Source organism: Photorhabdus aegyptia, assembly GCF_000612035.1.
In the GTDB taxonomy this organism is placed as follows: Bacteria; Pseudomonadota; Gammaproteobacteria; order Enterobacterales; family Enterobacteriaceae; genus Photorhabdus; species Photorhabdus akhurstii.
Genome location: NZ_JFGV01000009.1, coordinates 1 through 22,383, shown reverse-complemented (window position 1 = coordinate 22,383; position 22,383 = coordinate 1). Strand labels below are relative to the sequence as shown.

The window sequence follows — 22,383 nt, the reverse complement described above, 5'->3', positions numbered from 1 at the left end:
ATGGGAGAACAACTTCGGGCTATCGTATGCGGGGCTACATTTGGTGCTTTATATGCACAAGCCCTTTTACGTGAGGAAACTCCTTATAAGCTCGCCGGCATTGTTGGACGGGGGCATCATCAAAGTGAAAGTTTGGCAAAAAATTAGGGGTAAAAAGACTAGCTCAAAATGAATGTGTCAAAGGTACTGCGGAATTGGCATGTGTGGTAGTTCGTTCTGGATTACTTGGGGGTAATGGTTCTGATATCGCGCAGTATATGTTGAGCTGTGGTATGGATGTAATACAAGAACATCCTCTCCATGAACGAGAACTAGTTGAAAATATCCGCTGGGCTAGAAAATATGGACAGTGTTATTACCTTAATACTTTTTACGATCAATTAACTTCTGTCAGACAAACTTTATCTGAAATTCGAAAACTCATGGTATTGGGTTCATTAGGTCATGTAGAAATAACCTGTGCTTATCAAGTTGCATTTGCCGCACTAGATCTTTTATTCGGTTTAGGAGAACCTTACTTTAAGGTGACTGATTATGAATCAGGTAATAAAGTCTCTCCTGAATTTGCACGCATTACCGGAAAGATTAATCCTGATATCAGCTTTGGTTTGCGAATAGATATGACGATGGATGCAAATGATCCCGATGATTCTACTCGTTTGTTATTACGTATAGATGCTACAGCAGATACAGGGACTCTCATATTAATTGATACACAAGGACCTCTGCTCTGGGTACCAAGTCCCAGAGTTCCAAAGCACGATGTTGTGGAACAACAGTTGATAAATCAACTCATTTCACTACCAGATAAGAGTTTCTCCGACGCAATATACCAAGATTGGCCTACAGCGATCTCACAATTAATTTGTCAAGTTCATCAACAGCGCCAATCGTCACAATGGTTAGTCAGAGCACAACGTCATTTAGAGATATGTCGTTTGTGGTCTACCATATCCAGTCAAATTGGCCTACCTCATAATCCGGTGCGTAAAAACATGAATGCTCATGTAAAAGAGTAAAGGTATCAATATGCTTAATATCCATTCACCAATCTCTCATTCGATAATCCAAATCAGTCCACCTCGTCATTGTATGAACGTACAACCGAATAGAGGATTAGTGTGTCTGCCTCATGCAGGAGGAAATGCGAGTTTTTTTCGAGCTTGGGGTATGAAGACACCACCACAACTAGGCTTATATGCAATTCAATACCCTGGACGAGAAGAACGTATGGGAGATAAATGTCATACATCAATGTCTCAATTGATGCATGAATTGGTGCCTGTATTTTTACATCAGTTTCATTATATGCCTTATGTTTTATTAGGGCATAGCATGGGTGCAGCGATTGCATTTGAATTGTGTCATCGGTTAGAAAAAATCAATATGGCTCCCGTTGCTATCATACTCTCCAGTCATCCACCTCTAAACAAAATTGTACCCTCAAAATTTCATCAAAAAACAACTCCTGAGCTGTGGCAGGAAATGGTTCGTATTGGAGGAACCCATATCGATATTCTTCATCAGAAAGAATTGATGAGTATATTGACGCCACCATTACGATTCGATTACCAGCTGATAGAACAATATAAACCTGATTTATCGATTAAACTGACAACTCAAATAATTGTGTGTGGGGGAGATAATGATCCTGATATTGATATTGAATGTTTACAAGGATGGCAAAGTTTTAGTTCAACACCGATAGAAGTATTGACCTATTCTGGCGGTCATTTCTATTTAGTAGGGCATGCTCAGGCATTAATCGAAAAAGCCGAGCAGCTCTTACGACGAAATTGCGTTCCATCAACTAGAGAGTCTTTGCCATGACGAATAATATCCCTACTCAATCAGAATTACCTGTGTCAGTCGGTCAACGCATGATGTGGTTGATGGATCATTATCAAGGTAGATATGGCTCGCTAAATTGTCCAATTATCATTGGACTAAAAGGAAAGCTTGATAAAGTGAGATTAATTCAAGCATGGCAACTGATTATTGATCAAGTTGAGGTATATCGGACTCGTTTCATTGGTAAAGGGCAAAAGTTAAGACGATATGTTGTTGATAAGGAAATAGCACATATAAAAGAAATTACACTCGACATAAGTAATTTGCAAGAAACAGATCTGAACTTAATTCCTGAATTAAATTCAGTATTACGGGAAGAATTAAGACAGCATTTTGATCTCAATCAACCTCTTTATCGTGTGATTTTATGGCGTTTAACCGATGAGCTAAATGTATTATGTATTAATCAACATCATTTAATTACTGATGCAGTGTCTTGTGGGCTGGTCAGCCAAATGTTAGGTCAGGCTTATGAACAGCAGGTTTTGCCGAAGGTACCCTACCAATTCAGTAATTTTGTAGAGTGGGAACAAACGTATTTAAATAGTCGAGAATACCACAACAGCATAGAATTCTGGCAACAATCATTGAAAAATGTGCAATTTCCTAAATTGCCAAGACGAGATCGGGGAATATCTATTCCTTTGGCGCAGGATACTATCACTTTATACCGAGAGCATATTGATAGTAGAACAGAGCATCAACTAAAGAATTTGGCAAAAGCCAACAACACTAGCCTCTATAACGTGTTACTTTCTGCCTTCATGATGTATCTACATCGTCTTACTGGGCAGTCTGATTTAGCGGTTGCCACACTACTAGCCAATCGAACTTACCATCAAGACGTGATTGGATTTTTATCCAATATGGTGATTTTACGAACTCGTATCAATCAAAATTCATCGATTCATGATGTAATTTCTGAGTTACGAACAATGATTTCAGGGGCGATTGCACATCAATCCTTACCATATCAGTTATTGCCTGCTGGGACTGTTTCCTTGGATTCAATCGGAGATGTTGTATTTCAGTTGTTCCCAACAGATATAGTGCAGTTGAAGTCTTTTACGAGCTTACAGGCTTTAGCTATTGACCCTCCAAATGGCTTAGCGAGACGTTTTGATCTTGATCTGGCTTTGATACCTTCCCAAGAAGGTATACGAGTCATTATGGCGGCTTCAGACTTGCGATTTCGTCCACATTGGGCAGCCCGTTTCTTGAAGGGATATATTGCTCTATTACTGAATATAACAGGACAGTATAGAGGCTTATCACAATGAATATTGCTAATGAAATCGAAGTACTTAGTAAATTAAATCATTGGAATGAAAAGCTCGCCTTTATGAGTCCATACGGTAATTACACACACGCAGAGTTGCATCGTATGGCACGTTGTATTGCAAATTTGTTAAGTGAGCATAACATTACTAATGGGTGCCGAGTCGTCATTGGCTTAGATGATAGTGTTCATTATGTTGCTTTGTTCCTTGCCTGTGCTCGCTTAGGTGCAACCGCCTTACTCGTCAATCCCTATTTGCCACCAAAAAATCATAAAGACATTGTTAACGAATTAAAACCCAATTTGGCTGTTGTTCGAGAAAATATTGCGAATCACTATCACGGTATAATGCTATTGACGGAGGAGTCATTACTGAATGCGGTAAATTGCGGTCAGCAACTATTTTTCTTTGAACAGTCACCAACAGCTCCCTTATATGTACAATTTACATCAGGTACAACGGGCAAACAGAAAGCAGTACCACATCAACATCAAGATTTTTTAATTTACCGTGATGCTGTAGCGTTCAGTATGTTGAACATCAGAGAAGACGACATATTATTTTCTCTAAGCAAGCTATTTTTTGCTTATGGGTTTGGCAATAACCTTGTCTTTCCACTCATGACAGGATGTGCTGCGTTATTGACTCAACATCGTCCAAATGCTTATGAAATCAATGATCTTATATTTCAATTTGGTGTTACCTGTATGTTTTGGGTACCATCAGGTTATGCTGCCTGGCTAAAATATCGTGATAATAAACATCTAAATACGTTACGTTGTTTAATTTCTGCCGGGGAAGCATTACAGCCATCTCTTAGGGATCAAATAACTCAAAAATTAGGAGTTACTTTGCTAAATCAGCTTGGTTCAACAGAAGTAGGTCATGCTTATTGTGGTACATGTGGAAATTATAATCCTGATAACTCACTAGGCTATGCTTTACCTAATTACGAATTGTCAGTACGAAACTTTCGAGGAGAAGAATTGCTTGATGGTGATGAAGGCGAACTCTGGGTCAAAGGTCCAACTATTCCACAAAGTTATTTGAATTGTGAAGATGAAAACTTAAAAGATCTCCAAGATGGTTGGTTTAAATCAGGAGATTTAGTTATCCGACAAAATGATGGTTCTTTTCAATATATTGGGCGAGTAGATGATATGGAAATGGTTGGTGGAATTAAAATATCCCCTTTAGCTATAGAAAATGTGCTTCGACAGCACAAAGAAGTTATTGATGTGGGTGTGACAACATCTATCATTGAGAATCAAAGCAGGCTAAACGCATATGTTGTCAGCACCATGCACACTCAGGCATTGGCTGAAGAACTTAGGCAATTAGCGAGTACTCAGTTAGCCCCTTATATGGTTCCTAAACAGATTATTTTTGTCGGTTCTTTACCTAGAACGACTAGCGGTAAGTTGCAACGACATATTATTCGTTCCGCTGATTGGACTGAGAAAATGCACTCAATTTCTGCATTTAATTTTGTGATATAGGATTAAGTCTTATGAAGACTTTGATAATTGATAATTATGATTCTTTTACTTATAACTTGGTCCATTTATTCACTTCTGTAACAAAACACGAACCAACGGTGATCAAGAACGACTATTCTGATTGGCGTAGTTTTTGGCTACAGGATTTTGATCTTGTTGTGATTTCACCTGGCCCTGGTCATCCAGGTAATGCTATTGATATGGGTATATCTCGTGAGGTCTTACAACAAAGAGAATTTATCAAGCCGTTACTCGGTGTTTGTTTAGGTCATCAGGGATTATGTTTGGAAGCTGGAGCTAAGGTTTCTCATGCACCTGAACCTATGCATGGTCGAATCTGTTCAGTGAACCATATTGGCGATGATCTCTTTCAAAATATTCCGCAGAGATTTAAAGTGGTTCGCTATCATTCCCTTGCTGTTTACGATATTCCTGAAATCCTGCGTCCGCTAGCTTGGACAGATGATAATACTCTTATGGCAGTCGCACACCAAGAGTTACCATTTTGGGGATGTCAGTTTCACCCGGAATCGGTGAGTAGCGAATATGGTCTAAAGTTAATTGAAAACTTCTGTTTATTGAGTCACAAATATGGTTATAAACGCTCCTCACACTTCATCTCCAATCCTATTTCTCATCAATCTCAATTTATTGATGTAGATAAAAAATCTGTTAAAGAACACAAAATTTATTATCAGATGATGGTTGAAGATGATGAATTGAAGGTAGGTACAGAAATCTTATTTCAACAAATTTTTACCGAAAGTAAATATGTCTTTTGGTTAGACTCAAATGATCTCAGCACAGAGCGTAGTCGTTTTTCCATAATGGGTGATACCAGTTCAGAAGAAAGTCTATTTGTTACTGCCGATGCTAGACAGCACATACTGAAGGTTAATTCTAATCAGGATAAACAATCGATTGAAAAAACAGGAATATTTGATTGGCTTCATAGGCAACTAGAGCAAGCCGAGATCGTAAATGATACTGAATATAGTCTTCCTTTTGATGTGAGGCCAGGTTGGTTTGGTTATTTGGGATATGAGTTAAAAAAAGAAGTCGTTAGCGGTTTTATTCATCAATCTAGTATGCCTGATGCGGCTATGATATTTACAAATCGCATTATTGTTTGCGATCACAAAAAAAATCGTTGGTACGCAATAGCGATAGTTATAAAAGATAATATTTATCAATACGAACGAGCCAGAAAATGGTTGGCAGAGATAAAAGCTAAGATTGAGAAAATAAAGATTGATATCAATCTGGATTCTTTTGTTTTTCCTCATGCCGATAATTTGAATTTACGACATAGTGCAAGTGAATATATTAAGATAATAGAAGCATGTCAGGAGGAGATTCGTAATGGTGAGAGTTATGAAATATGCTTAACGAATGAAATTACTTTCGACTTAAAAGAAAATATTGATCACTTATCTCTATATTGTGCACTAAGAAAAGAAAACCCTACTCCATTTTCCGCTTTTATTCGTTGTTCAAAAACGTGGTCAGTGCTGAGTTTTTCTCCTGAGCGCTTCATGAAAGTAAGTCGTGATGGCATTGCCGAAAGCAGACCAATAAAAGGGACACGAAAGCGTATCTCAGATAGTCAACAGGATGCTTTAATGATCAATGACTTATCTAGTAATGAAAAAGATCGAGCGGAGAATTTGATGATTGTTGATTTGGTTCGCAATGATCTTGGACGTGTCGCCAAAGCGTGCAAAGTTAAACCTGGGCCTTTATTTGAAGTCGAAAGTTTTGCCACAGTTCATCAATTAGTAAGTACCATTCGGGCTGAATTGAGAGAGGATAAAAATGCAGTCGATTGCATAAAATGTGCGTTTCCTGGTGGGTCAATGACTGGAGCACCAAAAGTCAGAACAATGGAGTTGATTGACAAATTTGAGTCGGCTGCTCGTGGTGTTTACTCTGGAGCGATAGGTTATTTTTCAACGAATGGCGCAGCAGACTTTAGCATCGTTATTCGAACATTAGTTATAAAACAACAGCATGTGTCAATTGGAACAGGTGGTGCAATCATTAGTTTATCGAATCCATGGGATGAGTTGGAAGAAATTGCAATCAAATCCAGCACATTACTTAAACCATTTGGCTTACATTTCCCATTTAGTGAATTAGAATATAATAGGCAGGATAAAAAATGAGTCATTTTAGTGAGTTCAATTTAGATTTATATCGTATCTTAGATAAAGAAATTGAAGATATCATTGATAAATTTAATCTGGCACAGCCAGAACAAAGTTTAACTGCGACATTGATGATACTTGACCAGAGCACTTTATCATTTCCGAAGATGTGTAAAGTGGAATTGATTGGGATCCGTAATGGTTTGGTCTTGAATCTGTTAAGCCCTAGTGATCACCAATTAGAAGATACGGAATCATTCGCTACATCTTTGTTTATCAGTAATGGTAAAGTTGATGTTTTAATTCATGGTGAAATCCAGATGGTATCGTGTTTAGAAGCTGATGCTATTTTTTCCATGATACCAAGAGAGCAACAGCTGCGCTGTACTGCGTTGGCATGTTATCCAGACAATACAGAGTCATATATACAACAGATAACTCAGCAATATGCTCATCAATCTATACCGCGTCCGATAAACACAAATTTTTACCGTATTATTCCGCTAAACTGGCAGCTAATTGAGGTAAATCCTGATGCTCAAATTTGTATATCATCACATAACCAAATAAAACATCAGCAGATAGTAAGTAAACAGCAACGTTCAGCGATTGTGAAAATTCACGTGTAGTGTAAAATATCTATACTATTATCAATAGGGAGAACTTACACTAACTTTACTCTATTATTTAACGATGATAACTAAAAGTGAACGATAGTCTGTCCGTGGTTAAAAAGAACCATAGGGAGAATACCCTATATAAAATAAGATCTAGTTATAGATTATGGCGTTTTGGATCCTACACCAATCCAGATAAATGACCTAGTTTAATGAGATAGGTCCCTAAAAAAGGAGGCACAATATGCTAACTAACATTCTTACTGATAATTTAATAAGTACACGGGATTTATTTGTCAACCTCTTGAATTTTAATATTAAATACGAATCTAACTGGTTTATTTCAATGTCTTCTGAAAAACATGGACAAGTTTCCGCTTTCTTAAGAACAAGTGAATTTATTCCAGATGTACACCAGAAGTCTTGTCAGGGGCTTATTATCACTTGTATTGTAGAAGAAGTTGAATCTTATTATTTGAAAGCACAGAAACTTGGATTCAATATCGTTGAACCACCACGTGATTTGCCCTATGGTCAACGTCGCCTTTTGATTAAAGATGAAAGTGGTGCTTTGCTAGATATATCAGCACCGACTGCGTCACTTGATCCCAGCTATAGATAATTTAGTCAATCTTACTCTGAAATCTTAATAAGAAAGGGTATTAGCGATGAAGGATTTTAGTCAATATAGAAAGTTAGGTTGTTTGGGATACAATTCAATGACGGACTGGTTTGCAGAGCTAGTAGAGAAATATCGTACACGCATTGCATTAGTTTCTGAAACAAGAGAATTTACCTATGACCAGCTTTGGCTGGAATCTCGTTGTTTAGCCTCTACTCTTCGAGAATCTGGGCTTGAGCATCACGATATTTGTGTTTTGCAAACCGATAATAATGATGAGTTTGTGTTAAGCTTGCTGGCTCTATTGATAATTGGGGTAAAGCCAGTTCTGGCTTTACCTACCAATCGGCACGCTGAAATTATTCATTTTGTGAAAGCTAGTAAAGCAACTTCGGTTATATTTTCGACTTCAATTGGAGAGAAAGAACATTTAAGTGTGATTCGAAATGTACTATCTTCTGAGCCTAATATCAGGCAGGTATTTACCTTTGGTACATGTGAGGGTGCAATTGACATTAGTCATTTTTCTTCTCAACCATATGAGCTTGAGCAATTTGATCCTGATGCCACTGCATTTTACCTATTATCTGGTGGAACAACCGGACTCTCTAAATTGATCCCTCGACGTCATTCTGAATATATTTACAATATTCAATTAGCTGCAAACAATGCTGAAATGGCGCAAAATTCCACTTATTTAGTCACACTGCCGATGGCACATAACTACGCACTTGGCTGTCCTGGTATTTTAGGGATTTTTTCTAAAGGAGGAAAAGTTATTCTATCGAAAGATCCCAGTCCTGATACAAGTTTTGATTTGATTTCGCAACATGCTGTAACTCACATTGCTTTAGTACCGCCATTAGCACATCATTGGGTCAATGCCGCTAGTCGATATACAGGAAACCTAACAAGTTTAGAAGTTGTTCAGGTAGGAGGAGCCAAAGTCAGTTTGGAGTTGGCTCAAGCTATTATGAAGCGTTTCCCAAACACTCTTCAGCAATCTTATGGTATGGGGGAAGGATTTTTATCACAAACTCATCGTAAAGATCCTGAGAGCGTAAAACTCCAAAGTCAAGGTAAGCCTTTGTCCATGTATGATCAATATCGTGTTGTAGATAAAAATGGGCAAATCATCCATACACGACCTGCTCAAGGTATCCTTGAGGTAAATGGGCCTTATACCATAGGAGCCTATTTTAATGCACCTGAAGCAAATAGAGAGTCTTTTACTGACGATGGTTTCTATCGTACAGGTGATGTAGTTCAAATAAATCTTGATGGTACCTTAACAGTGATTGGCCGATCTAATGATGTTATTAATAAAGGAGGAGAGAAGGTTGGGCCAGATGAATTGGAAGAATTGCTAATTCATTTTCCAAGAGCTAAAGAAGTTGCTGTTTTTGCAATTGAAGATCATATCATGGGACATAGGATTGGTGTAGCGATGGTTGCTGAGGGGAAAATTAGCTTACCAGAAATTAAAGCGTTTTTAAGAGAGCAAGGAATTGCAGAGTACAAATTACCTGACAAATTTAAGTTAGTAAATGAATTACCAAAAACCCCTGTAGGTAAACTTGATCGGAAAGCAATTAAACAAGACTATTTAAAATAGAAATCTATGTAACCTTATGTCTTGGTTATTACTTTATAAGGGTGATAATCAAGATAAAGAATACTGTCTTTTCCAATGGTAGATTCGCATAATAAAATTCAACATTACTGAGTCGGTGTTGTTATTTTTCCGTAAATTAAAATTAGCCTTGCAAAAAAGAGAGGTACCATAGATTTTATATAATAATCTGGGGGTAACAATGTCACTTAAATTTATCACAATAATCGTCTTCCTGATAGGAATGGTAGGTCTGGTACTGACTTTTTTCTGGGATAGGCAAAAGCCCAAGAATTCAAAAACTATACAGCATGACCACCCCTTGTTTGATGAACTGTTCCCTCAACAGGAAGAAGGGGGAGCAGGAAGCCGTAGATATTAACGAAGGCAGTGGTATGCCAGATATCTATTCCGAACTACATCAACATGAATACCTATCGCTTTATACCAAGTTAAACAATTTATTTGCAGATCAGTACAACGTTGCACTCTGTGTTCATATGGCCGACATTATTCTGACTAAAGAATAGGATATTAGGAAGCAATCTGATGATGTAAAAAGTGCAATGCCAGTACTGTCTGGTACGATATTTGACTTTATCCTAACCGATCCCCATACCGGAGAAATTAAGTTGGCGATGATTACTGAAGACCAGCTGGAACACAGCGGTAACCACGAGTTTATTGTAGGGCTTATGAGTCATTTAAATTTCCCCATCTATCCGTATGAACGACTGGCTAGTATGGATGACAATGAATTAGCTATTGATATATCAGAAACAATAGACAATGTTTTTTATTCCTAAATATAAATAACCCGCGAGGTCAAGCTTTGTCATTTATAAATGAGTGGTAGGATCAAATCTATAGGTATGGTTATGAACAAGCAACAATCTTTATGGACGAGTGATTTCACCGCAGGATCCTGTGTGTTTATCAAAAATAATACCGGTCTGCTTTTTGCCCCTCATGTAACAGGTATCAGTGAGAGAGAGTTCTTGGTGGAAGGCATTCAATCGTCATTTAACAAAACAATGGCGTGTAATATCGAAGGCATTCAGGCCAATATGATATCCGGGAAAAATATAGCCTTCAGGAACAGCGTGAGTTTCTGGCTAGGCTGGACGTCTGTAAGCTGACTGATCTGCAAATTAAGCATATGCTGACTGGTTTATCGCTAGCGCGTAAGGCGGGCATATAGTCAGAATATTCATGCCGATGCAAAGAATAAAATACGCCATTGCATTCAATATGGTCTATCGGATTTGCAGGTGATATATCTGCTTGTTAGTTTAAGCATTACTATTAAGAAGGGAGATTAAAGCCATGAGCTCACCGAAAGCAAACTCCAAATTATCCACAAAAGAACTGGCCCAGTCTAAAGAAGTGGATCTAAGCCTGATTGTCAACCGGCGATTGGCCATCTTCTGGGGAGTACTTGGCCTTTTTATTTTAACCTGCCTGGGGGCTCTTTTGCTGAAGCAGAAAACCGTAAAAGAGAGCTGGGATGTAGGTGAGCTGGTGAAAGGTATTAGCGTTTCTGACTATTACACCAAAGAGAACAACGACCTGACCACCACAAAAGGCACCTTCATGGTAAAAGCTATTTTCACCAGTTTTCCCGGAACGAAGGTGAAAATGCAACAACATTATGACGGCCATTATTATATCTGCGGCCATACTGCCGAAAGCTGTTTTTCTATACCTGAAACACAAGGCGTGGAAATTCGTCAGAAGATACTGAAGGATGACAATAAAGTGGATCATTAATCATCAACTTTAAAATATGGTAATTCATCCTGTGGCTCCGCATTTTCATATTGGCTCAGGTTATCAACAAACTGGAAGAAATGAGCCTTAATGACAGAGCTGACATCATGACCATAGGCACTATGACTGAAGTCATTTATGACCGGGTAGAATCGTACAGCGAAATACTCAAGATGGCGTCGGAAAGGATCAAAACGAAATGGTCGAGTCGGATGGGAGGACAGTGAGAAAGATGGTTCATGTTACAAGCCATCCTTAAAGGCTATCTGCTGGCTAAGTCTCTTGACCTATGAAATCAGATCAAGAGACGGGCTTGAATGGCGGGGCTTTTGCTTTGTGTGAGCTACTGGACTTTTAGAATCGCTTCAACGTTCTTCTTTGTTTCTTCGATGTCAATGCTGTTTACACCGTCCTGAAAACGATCACGGGTATTTTTCCTGTTACCATTGATATTCAGAATGCTACCAGAGCCGGTTACCGAATCCAGATTGATGCTATCAGGACTCGGGAGGAGATCTGCTTTATGCAGCGAACCAATCCATTCAGACAGATCAACTTTACTGAAGTCTATACGGCCAAATTCTTCAAGAGTTAAACCACGGCAATCAGGATTGTGTTTGTTCCCCCAGCCAATTCCCAACTGACGTCGTCCTTGCTCTTGGAAGATACGCCCGATTTGTGAGTTGAAGGTACAATAGCTGGACCTTTTCTCAATGCACTGTCCCAAGAGTTCAGTCTGACACCAACTATCAATATGAACCGCCAGCTTGGTTTCCTTTTTAACGGCTAGTTTAAATTCATCTTCGGTACATGCCCAGATGATGTTCACTAGAATGTTGGCAATCTGATATGCCATATAAGCATAACCTATAACTGATACTGCATTTACCAGAGTCGAAGAGAGTTGAACTCCTTCATTTGCTAGAGCACCACCTTCAACAGCCGCAGTACCAGCGGTACTTTCAAAAATGGCGTTTGTCACAGTAGGACCGAAGGTATCAAGCGTCCATTGAGCGACTTGCTTCGTCAGTTCGCCAACAGCTTCATTGATAAGGCCTGTCATCCCTTTCTCTGTGATCTCTTTAGCAACTTCCGTACCCGCTCTGCCTGTCAGGGAATTGAATGCTGACATCACTGGTTTAGTGATAGCATCAATGGCTTTAGTAGCGAGCTCTGAACCCATGTCAAAAAGCCCTTTCCCTTGCTCAAACATCCCAGCTTTGACTGCAAGTGCGTCCGTCACTTTCAGTGTATAGTAGGTCAATTGAAGGTACTGGATCCAGCTTACGTTGACTGGTTGGTTGCAGCAATCCACCCATCCGCCCATTGCAGACTTGCACTGCATAGCCTCACCTTTGAATAAAGAGCAGGTACGCGTTGTTTCTGTTGTATCATCACCACAAACCATTTCGTTTACTGCATAAGTAGCTGCTTGCAGCATTGCAACTGCGGTCTGGAAATCTCCGCTTGGCTCAGATTCAGGTTGCAGGCAGGTACCGTTAATACACTGGACAGCGCCAGGGCAGACATACTTGTCTTTCTCTGTAGTGCTTGGAACAACTGCGTCAGTACCACAATCCCATACTTCAGAAGCTTGCCAACATCCACTTTGACCACCAGCTGCCCCAGTAATGCAAGTGGATTTGATGAATTTACAGGCCGAGTTGTTATCATAGTTTTTACACGTATTATTTACACCGGCATCTGTACCACAATGAGATACTACCGTTGCTGATTTACAGAACGGAGATAGACCGGGGATTGGTGATGGTGTCAGGTCCTTGGAGCAAATGTGCGCACCATTGATGTATGCACAACCATTTTGGTCCGGAGTCACTGAGTCCCTACAAGTTACGCTATAATTCTGGCAATAGCCGGTATTGATAGCTGTAACCAGATTCTGGAATTCTCGGGGGCGATCTGATTCCCAGATATCATTTGATACCATTCTGGATGGATCATAGCGAACCATTACTTTTGCATATCCTTCACCTGCACCAGTTATTGAAACACGGTTTTTAAAGAAAAGAGAGCCGTTGTGTGGCGTATTACGGAATTTGCTGGTTACATCAACGTTGGGACTTCTATCCCAACTGGTATTTCGCTCGCATTTTCCTTTCGTTTCTGGTGGAAAAATATTCGGCCCGTCCGGGCCTGCCCAAACTAAACTTTCTCGCCCGGTACCGCCTATATAGATCTGCATGTAATCATCCCACTTCGCCCGAGTGATTACTGCGCTAGTTATCGCTTGAGGATTGATGATGTTTACAGACATTTCCTCTTCATAGATCTTGCATCTACCTTCCCAGTAGTTATCGCCCACTGTGCCGACCCATAATTCGATACAACCTACGCCGCAGCTTGCGATGTTGGCTGGGCCATCTCTATGTGACAGAAGTCCTGCTTCATAAGGATGGAATAGGTTAAAGGTACCACTCACACTTGTAGTGCGTGTACACTCCTTGTAATCTGGAATATGCTGGACAACCCTATTTGTATGAAGTTCTTTGGACATTGAACAGTCCCCTAGATCCTGCATGTATTTTTCTTGATTAGCCAAGAAATCTTTATGACGGCCGAAGATAGAGTCAGTGTTTTTAATGTTGGCAGTGGTTTTAGTCGCCCCGGAAACCGTTCGATATGCTTCACCACGCAGTGAGTTTTCAGACTTCAATGCGGTATTTGTTTCCGAACCGAGTTTCGTTGTATCTCCGTCGTTCCCGTATACGGACTTCAACTGATCAAGAGACGTGGAAGAGCCCTGATTTGGGTATACCTGATTGATGTTAACCGCTTGACCATTACCGTACTGTGCTGTCCCATTGCTGTTAGCTGAAAGTCCAGGAAGTGTTTTATAGAATTGCTCGGCTGACTGTGCGTTTTGTTGGGTGGATGCAGAGAAGGTATAAGGAGTGTAGGTGACCACCCCTAAATGACTTACCATTAACAACGTACAAACTGGCCTTAAAAACCATTCTTTTCGAAAAAGGTTTTTCATTTGTGGTCACCTTATGGAAATTACAATCTAGCGCTAATCATTGTGTTGGATTTTCGGCAGCCAAATTTCGACAGCCAAATCAGGTGTGTGAAACTACATTTATGAAAACTATTGAACAGGTTATGAACAATAGTGTATACAAGCAACGAAGAAGAGCCTCAAAACGGGGCCATTTCCCCGGTGTCCTGAATGATTGAAGAATGAGAGGCTGCGTATGGAAATGTTTGGCATTACCGGATTATTACCTTTATCCGGAGCATCGCTACCGGTAGGCGCCACCGGAGGGGATCCGCGCTATCGTAAGAAAAAAGAGAAAAAGTCTAACTGCTCGCGCTTGTGGGAAGCCCACTATATTGCAATGACTATCCTCAGCTTGCCTGTTTGCTACATGTTTCTTGCATCGTGAGATATGAAAGAAAAGGAAAACCCTGATCCTGTCAGGGTTCTCTATTTTTATTGATTTCGTGTTCCCGTCACTATCATAACTTCCGGTGAGTCTTTATCATTTTGGCTGGAACCTCTACCGGGAAGCTCATGACTCTCTAGAGATTTATTGTTAAACGGCATAGCGTCTACACTCATACTGTCAAACCGATCTGCTTTACCTCCGATATTATAGTTAGAAGATGTTCGGTCAGTCCAAAGTGACGTAACTGCTTGCTGGATAATCGCAGCGTCATTACTTCCTTTATCAAGTGAAGTCTGTTCTAGACGTCCAGCAATACCTTTGGCGAGTTGGATGTTTCCACCTTCAACAATACCATTAGACTCAATGCTGCCCCCAGTAGCTAACTGGACGCGAGCCATCATATTACTCCTGGCTTGGTCAAGTGTCGGGCCACTAGCACCAGCCTTAACGGCTCCGTAGTATTGAGAAATAGCTTCCCTTGCCGCAATACGATCTGGTGAGTTGTCCATTGGAACTTCATTTGCGGCTGTGACAGCCGCGCTATAGTTTTGTTCATAGGTTGGGTATTTTGTGAAGAGATTAGAACCATATTCCATTACACGGTTCATACCACCAGCGACTCCATCCAGTTTGTAGTTGTTGTTTTCAAGGTCCTGAGCAGCAACATTACCGACGTTTGTCATGACCTCTTCGTTAAACTCACGGCGAGATGAATCAACAACGCCTGAAGCTACAGCATTGTGGTTATTCACATGACCCATGCCATATTCATGTGATGACATAGATTTTGTACTTCTGATATTGCCTGAGATAGAACCAGCATTTGCACTGGCAGAAGACTGAATACCGAATGCCATTGCCTCGGCCTGATGACCAGCATTCGTTGCGTTTCCGCTGATCTCTCGATTAGCTTCAGCTGCGATTGAGGTGAGGGCTGGAGAGGAATCACCATTAATGAAGCCGGCTTTACGTGAAATATCTCCAGCTTGTCCTAAATTAACAGCGGCTTTGTATTGTGCAAACGTGTGAGCGTCTTGCTCAGTCATACCGATTGATGTCAGACGATTCGTGTCTTCCTGAATCTGCTGGTTGAGGTCCGGATATGCAGCAAGGACCTGTGTTAGAGTTGATTGCGCTTCAGCTCTGTGACTGATTGACTGAGCAATCTGAGCTGCATTCATGGTCTGCCCCATAGACGTGCTGGAGGCGAATTGCTCAGCTTCCTGATAGGATTTTTGTGCTGACTGCATGCGTGCCTGCGCCTCACTATAGGACTGAGTAACAGCGGAAGTTTCCCCTCTTTCTGACAGTAAGTTATAGGCTGCATTTGCAGCGGTATTCACGATACGTGCTTGTGTCGCACTATCGGAGTCTCGGTAAGAAGACGAAGTCGAGTTACTGTAATCTGCCGTTTTTGTATTACTCAAACCACTGCTTTCAGCTTTTGAACGACTCATACCTGCACTTGCAGAAGCGCTAAATGCGCCGGAACTTCCACTGACTCCTGCGCCAGCACTGAATTCGCCCTTAGCCATACCAACAAGCGCTTGCATGTTAGAAATACCATGTTTTTGAGCAACATCATTAACGTAAGCGCGATCCGCATTGCTTAGACGGGTTAGAGCGGCGTTGGTCGCATCACTATAAACCTGCGATTTAGAACCTGATTCCATGTTGCTAGCAATGTGACTCAGCATAGCCCCGGACTGAGTGGTTAGTGTAGACGATGAAGAGTCCAATTCTTGCTTAGCACTAGACAAGTTGCGAGAAGACACCTGTTTCATGTCAACGGTAGGCAACATGCCGGAAGCACCACCCATGACTGATCCTTGGGCCGGGTTGAATTCAACTTCAGCACCGCGAGAATTGATAGCCGGTGTGCTCGTAACATCCGGAGCCATAGTTTTGGTATCTGCCGCAGAAGGTGCCGCAGCCGATCTGGCAAGGGAGTTAAACGCGATAGAACTACCCCAAACGATAAAACCACCGAGGGCTGGGATCATTGCATAAAGGTTGCCTGCCAGTCCGATACTCTTCTGGGTTTCATAAAGCATATTATAGAGCTGGTTGAAACTGATAGATCTCGTTGTAATGAATAGAGCACTCATGGTTTCCCGGGTATTAACCAGAATGTAGAGGTTCACAATCGCTGCTAAAGGTAACCACGTTTGTGTCCACACGACTACTAGCAGGTATTTCAGTACCATGCGCAGCCCCATAACGCCGAGGCCGAGCAGGAAAGCCATGAACGGAGTCAGTGCGTAAACCATCCCTTGAAAAATAGGCATAAACGATCCCATCCAGCTTAGAAAGGATGAACCTGATGAAGACCACTGGAAAGCTTGCTGAGTCATCGTCTGGGCGCGAGTGACAGCGGCAGTTCCACGGAATGAGCTTTCATAGCCATAAAGAGGCATATCGCGAAAGTACGGATACATAATCATCGTGAGCTGGAAATCGCGAATATCAGTACCACTGATGTTGTAGAAGTTCATTACTTCCGCCATCTTACTGGCTGTATTACACGGTGCACTACCACAGGTACGACCTAATGCGGTATAAGAACGCTGAAATGAGCTGTCTAGTTGCGATGTAGTATTCATCATCAGGCTTTTCAGTTTCGTATAGGCCTCAGCACAGGTATACAGTGAGCCACCAGCTTCTGACTCACTGGTATTTCTATCCCAACCACTTCTATTACTGTCATAAATGACAACTCGCTGAAATGCATCATTCGATGACAATCCAGCTACACCATTACTGGAACGATACAGAGCTGCGTAGGTTTTCGAACCGCGAATGATGTCATTACCAACACACTGACGCATGTAGTTGGAGACACTCCGGTCTAAGTTATTGTAAGGACGAGAGGGGTCATTCGATGCCCAACGCATTGGAGATTTCATCGTATCGTAGAGCGTTGCCAGTGTGAACAGCGGGTCTAGTGAGCCATACTCTGTCATCGACGGAACGGAAAAAGCCTGTTCCATCTTCTCAGTAATGGCATACCCAACCGTTGAAATGATAGACGCGGATGCGGCCAGCCCGGCAGGAACGTTATCAACGGCCATGAATTTTCCGGTTGTCACATCCTCAATATTGACACGTCCAGACACTTGAAAGAATAGCAGGTACATGACAATGCACACGGTCATGTGCTGGAAAGAAAGTGTTTTACCAGACGATACCGCAGATGCGATCACCACGCCGATAACACCGAGTAACGCAGCAATGCGGAACATATCAGAGAATGTTCCGCTGTTCATCAGCATAGCTACTGCATTGAAAATACTGTAGATAAATTGAATGCTGCCGATGGTATATACGTTCCATTCAGTCATTTTTTAAGAGCCTCTTAGAGTGAACCATCCACAGAACTTTCATTTTCATACTGAACAGGAGGCAGAGTTTTCATATAGTTGCTAAAGGCTTCTGGGATGCGCCCTTCACCACCATAACGAGAAACCATTGTCATATAGGAGATGTACAGGTTTTCCCTTACCTTACTGATGAGCTCCATAATTTCTTTGTTATACACAGATGTTGATTTGTCGTTTTGTTCCATCAATCGCGCACCTGTGGCCGCAGCAGTGAGCATATCGCTCAGATAACTGTATGCTGAGGAATAGGCAAGTACAGGAGAGACTTCACGAACGTAGGAATACGAAGCACCCAGATCATGACGAGCTAACTGGGTTGCTTTACTGGTTGCGCCTGCGACGTTGTAGTAATCCGCCTGACGCAGGCGATTAAGCGATACTGACGCCCCAGTTTTGGCAGAATTTAAATAACCATCGTCGATAAAGAAACGGGTAATATTCGCGGCCAGTCCTTTTATTTGCCTCGTTTGCTTTTTCGGATTTTCACAGGTTTGTGTTTGACCCGCACAGGACCAAATTTCAAAACTATTATCGCCGTTAATCAGTGAATCCAACACTGATGTTGTAGCCAAGGGGGCAATGCGCACCACACTCTTCTTGGCAGAACCATCTTTATCAGTACCGAGCTTGCCACTGACTATGATCGTGCCCGTCATAGACATGACGAGTTCTTTTTGTTCGTTTTCAGTACCGTAGAATTGGTCGCTGAAATTTCCATTCTGAAGCAAGCACCACATGATGTTGCCATAGTCGTCGCAGGCTTTACGCTTTCCGGACTCTTCTTTTTGTTTCTCCGGTGCTTTTGCACCAGCAAAGTTCCCCCACATCCCTTTAAACTGATCCACCAAACCATCAGAAGAGAGCTGTGAAGAAACGGAGGCTTTGGCACTGGAACCAAAAGCAGCGGCTGTATCAACTAGCAGACCTTTTGCGAGCTGACAGGAGTTAACAGTCAAGTCATTCATCTGCTGGAGAATAGCCTGCATTTTAGAAATCGCATTATCCAGAACAGCATCCATCGCGTTCAGAGCTAACTGAAAGGCCAAACCGGCAGCGTTAGCTGCGATGTTGCGTAGCATCTGAACGAATTGCTCTGCGTTGATAAAAGAGAAAGATCCACCGAAAAGGTCAATACCACCGCAACCACCAGAAGCTGAAGGCAAGTCAATACTGACAGGCGTTAGGGTACGGAGTTTGTTTCGTAGAACAAAACCACCACCGGTATACCCGTCACGAGTAACGCTTTTGTAGTCCCCTGGGTTGGTAACATTAGACATAGATCCGAACATGTTATCCAGCTGGTTACTTATACTCTCGGCATTAGCAACCGGTACGAAAAGTCCGGCTAGAGCAATGGATGCAGCCAAAACATGTTTTTTATAACGCATCTTATGCGTGAAATGATTTAAGCGTTTCATCTTATCCCTGATACCTATTTATTGGCCTTTACAGGTGATGCATAACCGGATTTTGTCTGGATGTATTTGATAAATTCATTAGCATTTTCAAGATAGTCTTCAGGCATTTCCTTCAGGATGTTGGAGTCGATATAACCGTTGTCGTTATATGGCAGGGTACTCTTGTACTGCTGGTTTGTGATGAGCCTAGCATCATGAGCAACCAGTATAGTTCTGGAAATGAGCTGATCAGCACTAATAGGCCCGAAAGACAGTATGCGAGTTGTAGACGGAGGGATCGCCAAAGCCAACGCTGGAACGTTGGTGATTTGCAGTTTAGCAGCTTGTCCAGTATCCATACGCCAGTCAGGCATAATGTTGCCCGGCAGTGGTTTCCCATCGATAGAAACGGGAATGATCTTAATGCCAGTAATATAGTTGAAGGTATTCAGTACGGAGGCTTGTTTGACACAAAGTGTGCAATTTTTCCCACGGAAAAAGTAGAAAATACCTGCTTTATTGCCGATATTTTTGGCGATAATACGAGAGTTATTTTCGGCTTCGTTTGACTGATCCATCGCGCCAAAGGTAGAGGTGGAGCGACGATTATTCTCATCAATGAGAGGATCGGTTGAAGTTACCAAACGTGCCATGTCTGTAAACCGGCTGGCTTTATCTAGCATAATACGTTGAGCAAGGTAGTAGGCCCTGACATTTTCTTGTGTCGGTTTGTCAATGGCACGATCACGCAGTTTCTGAATGTTTTCTCGGTACCATGCAACGGTAAAAGGTACCGGGCCTTTCCTTTCTGAGTTGACTTTAGCAATAACTGTTGATGGAGTAGGTGGTTCCATCGTTTTATCTTGCTCATCAGATTTTTTCTCCTGAGAAGCAACTTCTTTCAGTGGCAGTTTTTTGGGTGGTTCAGGAAGAGATTTTTTCCAGAACCAGCCTTCTTCTTTCCCGTCAACAAATGCTTGACCACCTGCAAGGGTGGACTCAGTCTTTTTGCTGGTGGATTTATTGTTATCCGCTATTGCATTAGCTGAAAGCAAACCGCAGATGGTCACGGTAAACAGAATGTTAGTTAAACAGAGAGATCTCATCTTTGTTTCCCTCAACAAAAATTCTGGCAATATGTTCAGTCCAGAAAAAAGTATTTTTCCCTTTGAAGACACGGGCACATTCCAATTGATAGGTCAGAGCGTAATGCCTGTACCGCAACTGCCCTATGCGTTTAACAATGCTTTCCGGCTTAATCCCGAGCTCTTTACAAACTTCATCAAGTGTCATGTGGGAACTGTACTTCTGTTCTAACTCATACCTAATAGTGTGAATACCAGCATTAGTATCGAGTAATGCAGGAAATTTTTGTGCGGGCATGAGTAATGAGCGGTTGTGAACACATTTCAGCGTTTTCATCAACATCCCAATCCTGATGAATAAATGAACTGTAATTTTGCCACATAGCCCAAAATAACCACGGGAAAAAGGGCCGCAAAACGCGGTGAAAAACCTTCGTTTTTTGACTAAAATCTGAGCTTTTAGGTGACTAACTGGTACCCACTTGTCGAGATCTGCGGAGATTTTCGGATTGTAATTTGTCCATTTGGTTTACTATAGATCCGACTTTCCGGGGTGCAGATTTCATTCAAAAAAGTCAGCCGAAGGACTGGGTCAGATGATTGACAGGGCTTTATGACAGCACCGGGTAATCTACCGCACAGAATGCGGATCTGTTTTTTCGGTTGTTCATTTTACACAACCAACCGCTTTATATACATCATAGATAGTGCAATGATTTATACATCAATTATTTCATAGCTTAGATCCTAGGTGATTTTATTGATAGACTGTCTGACTTTCTAGGCACAAGAAGACAGGGAAACCCTGTCCTTCTTAATAATTTGGCATTACAACATTCGGAATGCAAAATAACGCCCTTTAACAACAGAGTAGTCGATTAGATATTAATTCCTGACTCTTTTACTCGTTTTACAAACTTTTTGAAGTGATCTGCATTTACGATACCAATATGACGACCATCCTGACGAATTCCCGAACTAAGGAGATAACTATATTTATATTTCATTTTTTCAGGGTGTGATGCTCGGTATTTCTGCAAATCTTTCAGAGAAAGAAATTCCATAACATCGTAATCTGCGTAGTCAGAACTTTTTATTCCTTCAGCAATTAAGATTGAGTAGTTCATATTTTCTCCTAATGATGCCAATTCCGGCAGTATTATTCCCTGACGATTTAATGATCGGTGATTAATCATGAAATGAGCAGGAAATGTTATATTGACTATTGCATTCAGGGCAATGTTGTATTTCCTCAGCTTCTCTGTGAAAGTTCCATCCGTTCCGCCATGCTTTTAACAGTTGAGGCTCATCAAGGAACATTGTCGGTGGCACTTTCATGCCGAAAGAGTATTCGTCATATCCATATCGTTGGGCTTCAAATAGTACTTCACTAAATTCATTTTTAGCTTTTTCTGCATCAATAACACGCATGACTTTTGCTAATGCATATGCCATTCTGATTTGCAGACCACGCATAATTTTCTCTCCTAAGGTAGAATGTATTGCACAACTTATTTATTCTAAGTTCAGAATAAATAAGAGAATAAGAGCAAAACGAACAAGTTCTTCATCATCCGGATTAACAACGCTGCTCAGCTTCGCTGAACGGTTGTTGTATTCAATCTGTCATTCCGCACCGTATTTCTGATTTAAAAATAGTGTGATCTTACACAGGTTTTTTGTATTGATGACATCGGTGGGGTTGACGGTAATCGC

The 22,383-nt window shown here is 41.3% G+C and carries 21 protein-coding genes; 14 read left to right on the top strand and 7 right to left on the bottom strand.

Features of this window, described 5'->3' with window-relative positions; all coding sequences use genetic code 11:
* The 13 genes from BA1DRAFT_RS23430 (at nt 1) to BA1DRAFT_RS03910 (ending at nt 11,398) form a co-directional block, all read left to right on the top strand.
* Nucleotides 1–147, top strand: a complete 147-nt coding sequence (locus tag BA1DRAFT_RS23430; protein ID WP_160169980.1) for a hypothetical protein — start codon at nt 1–3, stop codon at nt 145–147.
* Between the two features lie 56 nt (nt 148–203).
* A complete protein-coding gene (locus BA1DRAFT_RS03965) occupies nt 204–1,019 on the top strand; it encodes a hypothetical protein (protein ID WP_036776242.1) in 816 nt (271 codons plus the stop codon).
* A 10-nt stretch (nt 1,020–1,029) separates the two neighbouring features.
* A complete protein-coding gene (locus tag BA1DRAFT_RS03960) occupies nt 1,030–1,830 on the top strand; it encodes a thioesterase II family protein (RefSeq protein WP_082303624.1) in 801 nt (266 codons plus the stop codon).
* Nucleotides 1,827–3,131, top strand: a complete 1,305-nt coding sequence (locus tag BA1DRAFT_RS03955; protein ID WP_036776240.1) for a condensation domain-containing protein — start codon at nt 1,827–1,829, stop codon at nt 3,129–3,131. Before BA1DRAFT_RS03960 ends, BA1DRAFT_RS03955 begins: the two co-directional genes overlap by 4 nt.
* Nucleotides 3,128–4,630 (top strand): class I adenylate-forming enzyme family protein, encoded by a 1,503-nt coding sequence (locus BA1DRAFT_RS03950; protein ID WP_051560646.1) that lies wholly within the window; start codon nt 3,128–3,130, stop codon nt 4,628–4,630. Before BA1DRAFT_RS03955 ends, BA1DRAFT_RS03950 begins: the two co-directional genes overlap by 4 nt.
* Nucleotides 4,631–4,641: 11 nt before the next feature.
* Nucleotides 4,642–6,795 (top strand): aminodeoxychorismate synthase, encoded by a 2,154-nt coding sequence (gene pabB / locus BA1DRAFT_RS03945; protein ID WP_036776239.1) that lies wholly within the window; start codon nt 4,642–4,644, stop codon nt 6,793–6,795.
* Entirely contained in the window at nt 6,792–7,406 is a 615-nt protein-coding gene (locus BA1DRAFT_RS03940) for a hypothetical protein (protein WP_036776238.1), read from the top strand. Before pabB ends, BA1DRAFT_RS03940 begins: the two co-directional genes overlap by 4 nt.
* Nucleotides 7,407–7,638: 232 nt before the next feature.
* Nucleotides 7,639–8,016 carry a VOC family protein gene (locus tag BA1DRAFT_RS03935; RefSeq protein WP_036776237.1) on the top strand — a complete coding sequence of 126 codons (378 nt, stop codon included), beginning with the start codon at nt 7,639–7,641 and terminating at the stop codon, nt 8,014–8,016.
* 46 nt (nt 8,017–8,062) lie between these two features.
* The gene (locus tag BA1DRAFT_RS03930; RefSeq protein WP_036776235.1) at nt 8,063–9,631 is read left to right on the top strand and encodes a (2,3-dihydroxybenzoyl)adenylate synthase; all 1,569 of its coding nucleotides are present in this window, start codon (nt 8,063–8,065) and stop codon (nt 9,629–9,631) included.
* A 199-nt stretch (nt 9,632–9,830) separates the two neighbouring features.
* Nucleotides 9,831–10,010 (top strand): hypothetical protein, encoded by a 180-nt coding sequence (locus BA1DRAFT_RS03925; protein ID WP_036776233.1) that lies wholly within the window; start codon nt 9,831–9,833, stop codon nt 10,008–10,010.
* Nucleotides 10,011–10,194: 184 nt separating this feature from the next.
* Complete coding sequence (locus tag BA1DRAFT_RS03920; protein ID WP_036776231.1) at nt 10,195–10,434, top strand: hypothetical protein; 240 nt, start codon at nt 10,195–10,197, stop codon at nt 10,432–10,434.
* A 72-nt stretch (nt 10,435–10,506) separates the two neighbouring features.
* Complete coding sequence (locus tag BA1DRAFT_RS03915; RefSeq protein ID WP_036776229.1) at nt 10,507–10,767, top strand: hypothetical protein; 261 nt, start codon at nt 10,507–10,509, stop codon at nt 10,765–10,767.
* Between the two features lie 187 nt (nt 10,768–10,954).
* Nucleotides 10,955–11,398, top strand: a complete 444-nt coding sequence (locus BA1DRAFT_RS03910) for a hypothetical protein (protein WP_036776227.1) — start codon at nt 10,955–10,957, stop codon at nt 11,396–11,398.
* A gap of 343 nt (nt 11,399–11,741) precedes the next feature.
* Here BA1DRAFT_RS03910 and traN read toward each other — a convergent pair whose 3' ends face one another.
* Nucleotides 11,742–14,342 carry a conjugal transfer mating pair stabilization protein TraN gene (gene traN / locus BA1DRAFT_RS03905; protein ID WP_235200969.1) on the bottom strand — a complete coding sequence of 867 codons (2,601 nt, stop codon included), beginning with the start codon at nt 14,340–14,342 and terminating at the stop codon, nt 11,742–11,744.
* Between the two features lie 268 nt (nt 14,343–14,610).
* Between traN and BA1DRAFT_RS03900 the strand changes: the two genes are divergently transcribed.
* Nucleotides 14,611–14,802 (top strand): hypothetical protein, encoded by a 192-nt coding sequence (locus BA1DRAFT_RS03900; RefSeq protein ID WP_036776222.1) that lies wholly within the window; start codon nt 14,611–14,613, stop codon nt 14,800–14,802.
* A 47-nt stretch (nt 14,803–14,849) separates the two neighbouring features.
* Here the strand turns inward: BA1DRAFT_RS03900 and BA1DRAFT_RS03895 are convergent, their stop codons facing one another.
* The 6 genes from BA1DRAFT_RS03895 to BA1DRAFT_RS03870 all read right to left on the bottom strand — a co-directional run bounded on the left by BA1DRAFT_RS03895 (nt 14,850) and on the right by BA1DRAFT_RS03870 (nt 22,143).
* The gene (locus tag BA1DRAFT_RS03895) at nt 14,850–18,146 is read right to left on the bottom strand and encodes a conjugal transfer protein TraG N-terminal domain-containing protein (RefSeq protein ID WP_051560644.1); all 3,297 of its coding nucleotides are present in this window, start codon (nt 18,144–18,146) and stop codon (nt 14,850–14,852) included.
* 14 nt (nt 18,147–18,160) lie between these two features.
* Nucleotides 18,161–19,573 (bottom strand): conjugal transfer protein TraH, encoded by a 1,413-nt coding sequence (locus tag BA1DRAFT_RS03890; protein ID WP_268747226.1) that lies wholly within the window; start codon nt 19,571–19,573, stop codon nt 18,161–18,163.
* A 44-nt stretch (nt 19,574–19,617) separates the two neighbouring features.
* A complete protein-coding gene (traF, locus tag BA1DRAFT_RS03885) occupies nt 19,618–20,688 on the bottom strand; it encodes a conjugal transfer protein TraF (protein WP_036776218.1) in 1,071 nt (356 codons plus the stop codon).
* Complete coding sequence (locus BA1DRAFT_RS03880; protein ID WP_235200963.1) at nt 20,666–21,010, bottom strand: hypothetical protein; 345 nt, start codon at nt 21,008–21,010, stop codon at nt 20,666–20,668. The genes traF and BA1DRAFT_RS03880 overlap by 23 nt, the downstream gene beginning before the upstream one ends.
* Before the next feature lie 535 nt (nt 21,011–21,545).
* Nucleotides 21,546–21,794: a hypothetical protein gene (locus BA1DRAFT_RS03875; protein ID WP_082303623.1), complete on the bottom strand. Its 249-nt coding sequence runs from the start codon at nt 21,792–21,794 to the stop codon at nt 21,546–21,548.
* A gap of 61 nt (nt 21,795–21,855) precedes the next feature.
* Nucleotides 21,856–22,143 carry a hypothetical protein gene (locus tag BA1DRAFT_RS03870; RefSeq protein WP_036776216.1) on the bottom strand — a complete coding sequence of 96 codons (288 nt, stop codon included), beginning with the start codon at nt 22,141–22,143 and terminating at the stop codon, nt 21,856–21,858.
* Nucleotides 22,144–22,383: the final 240 nt, after the last annotated feature.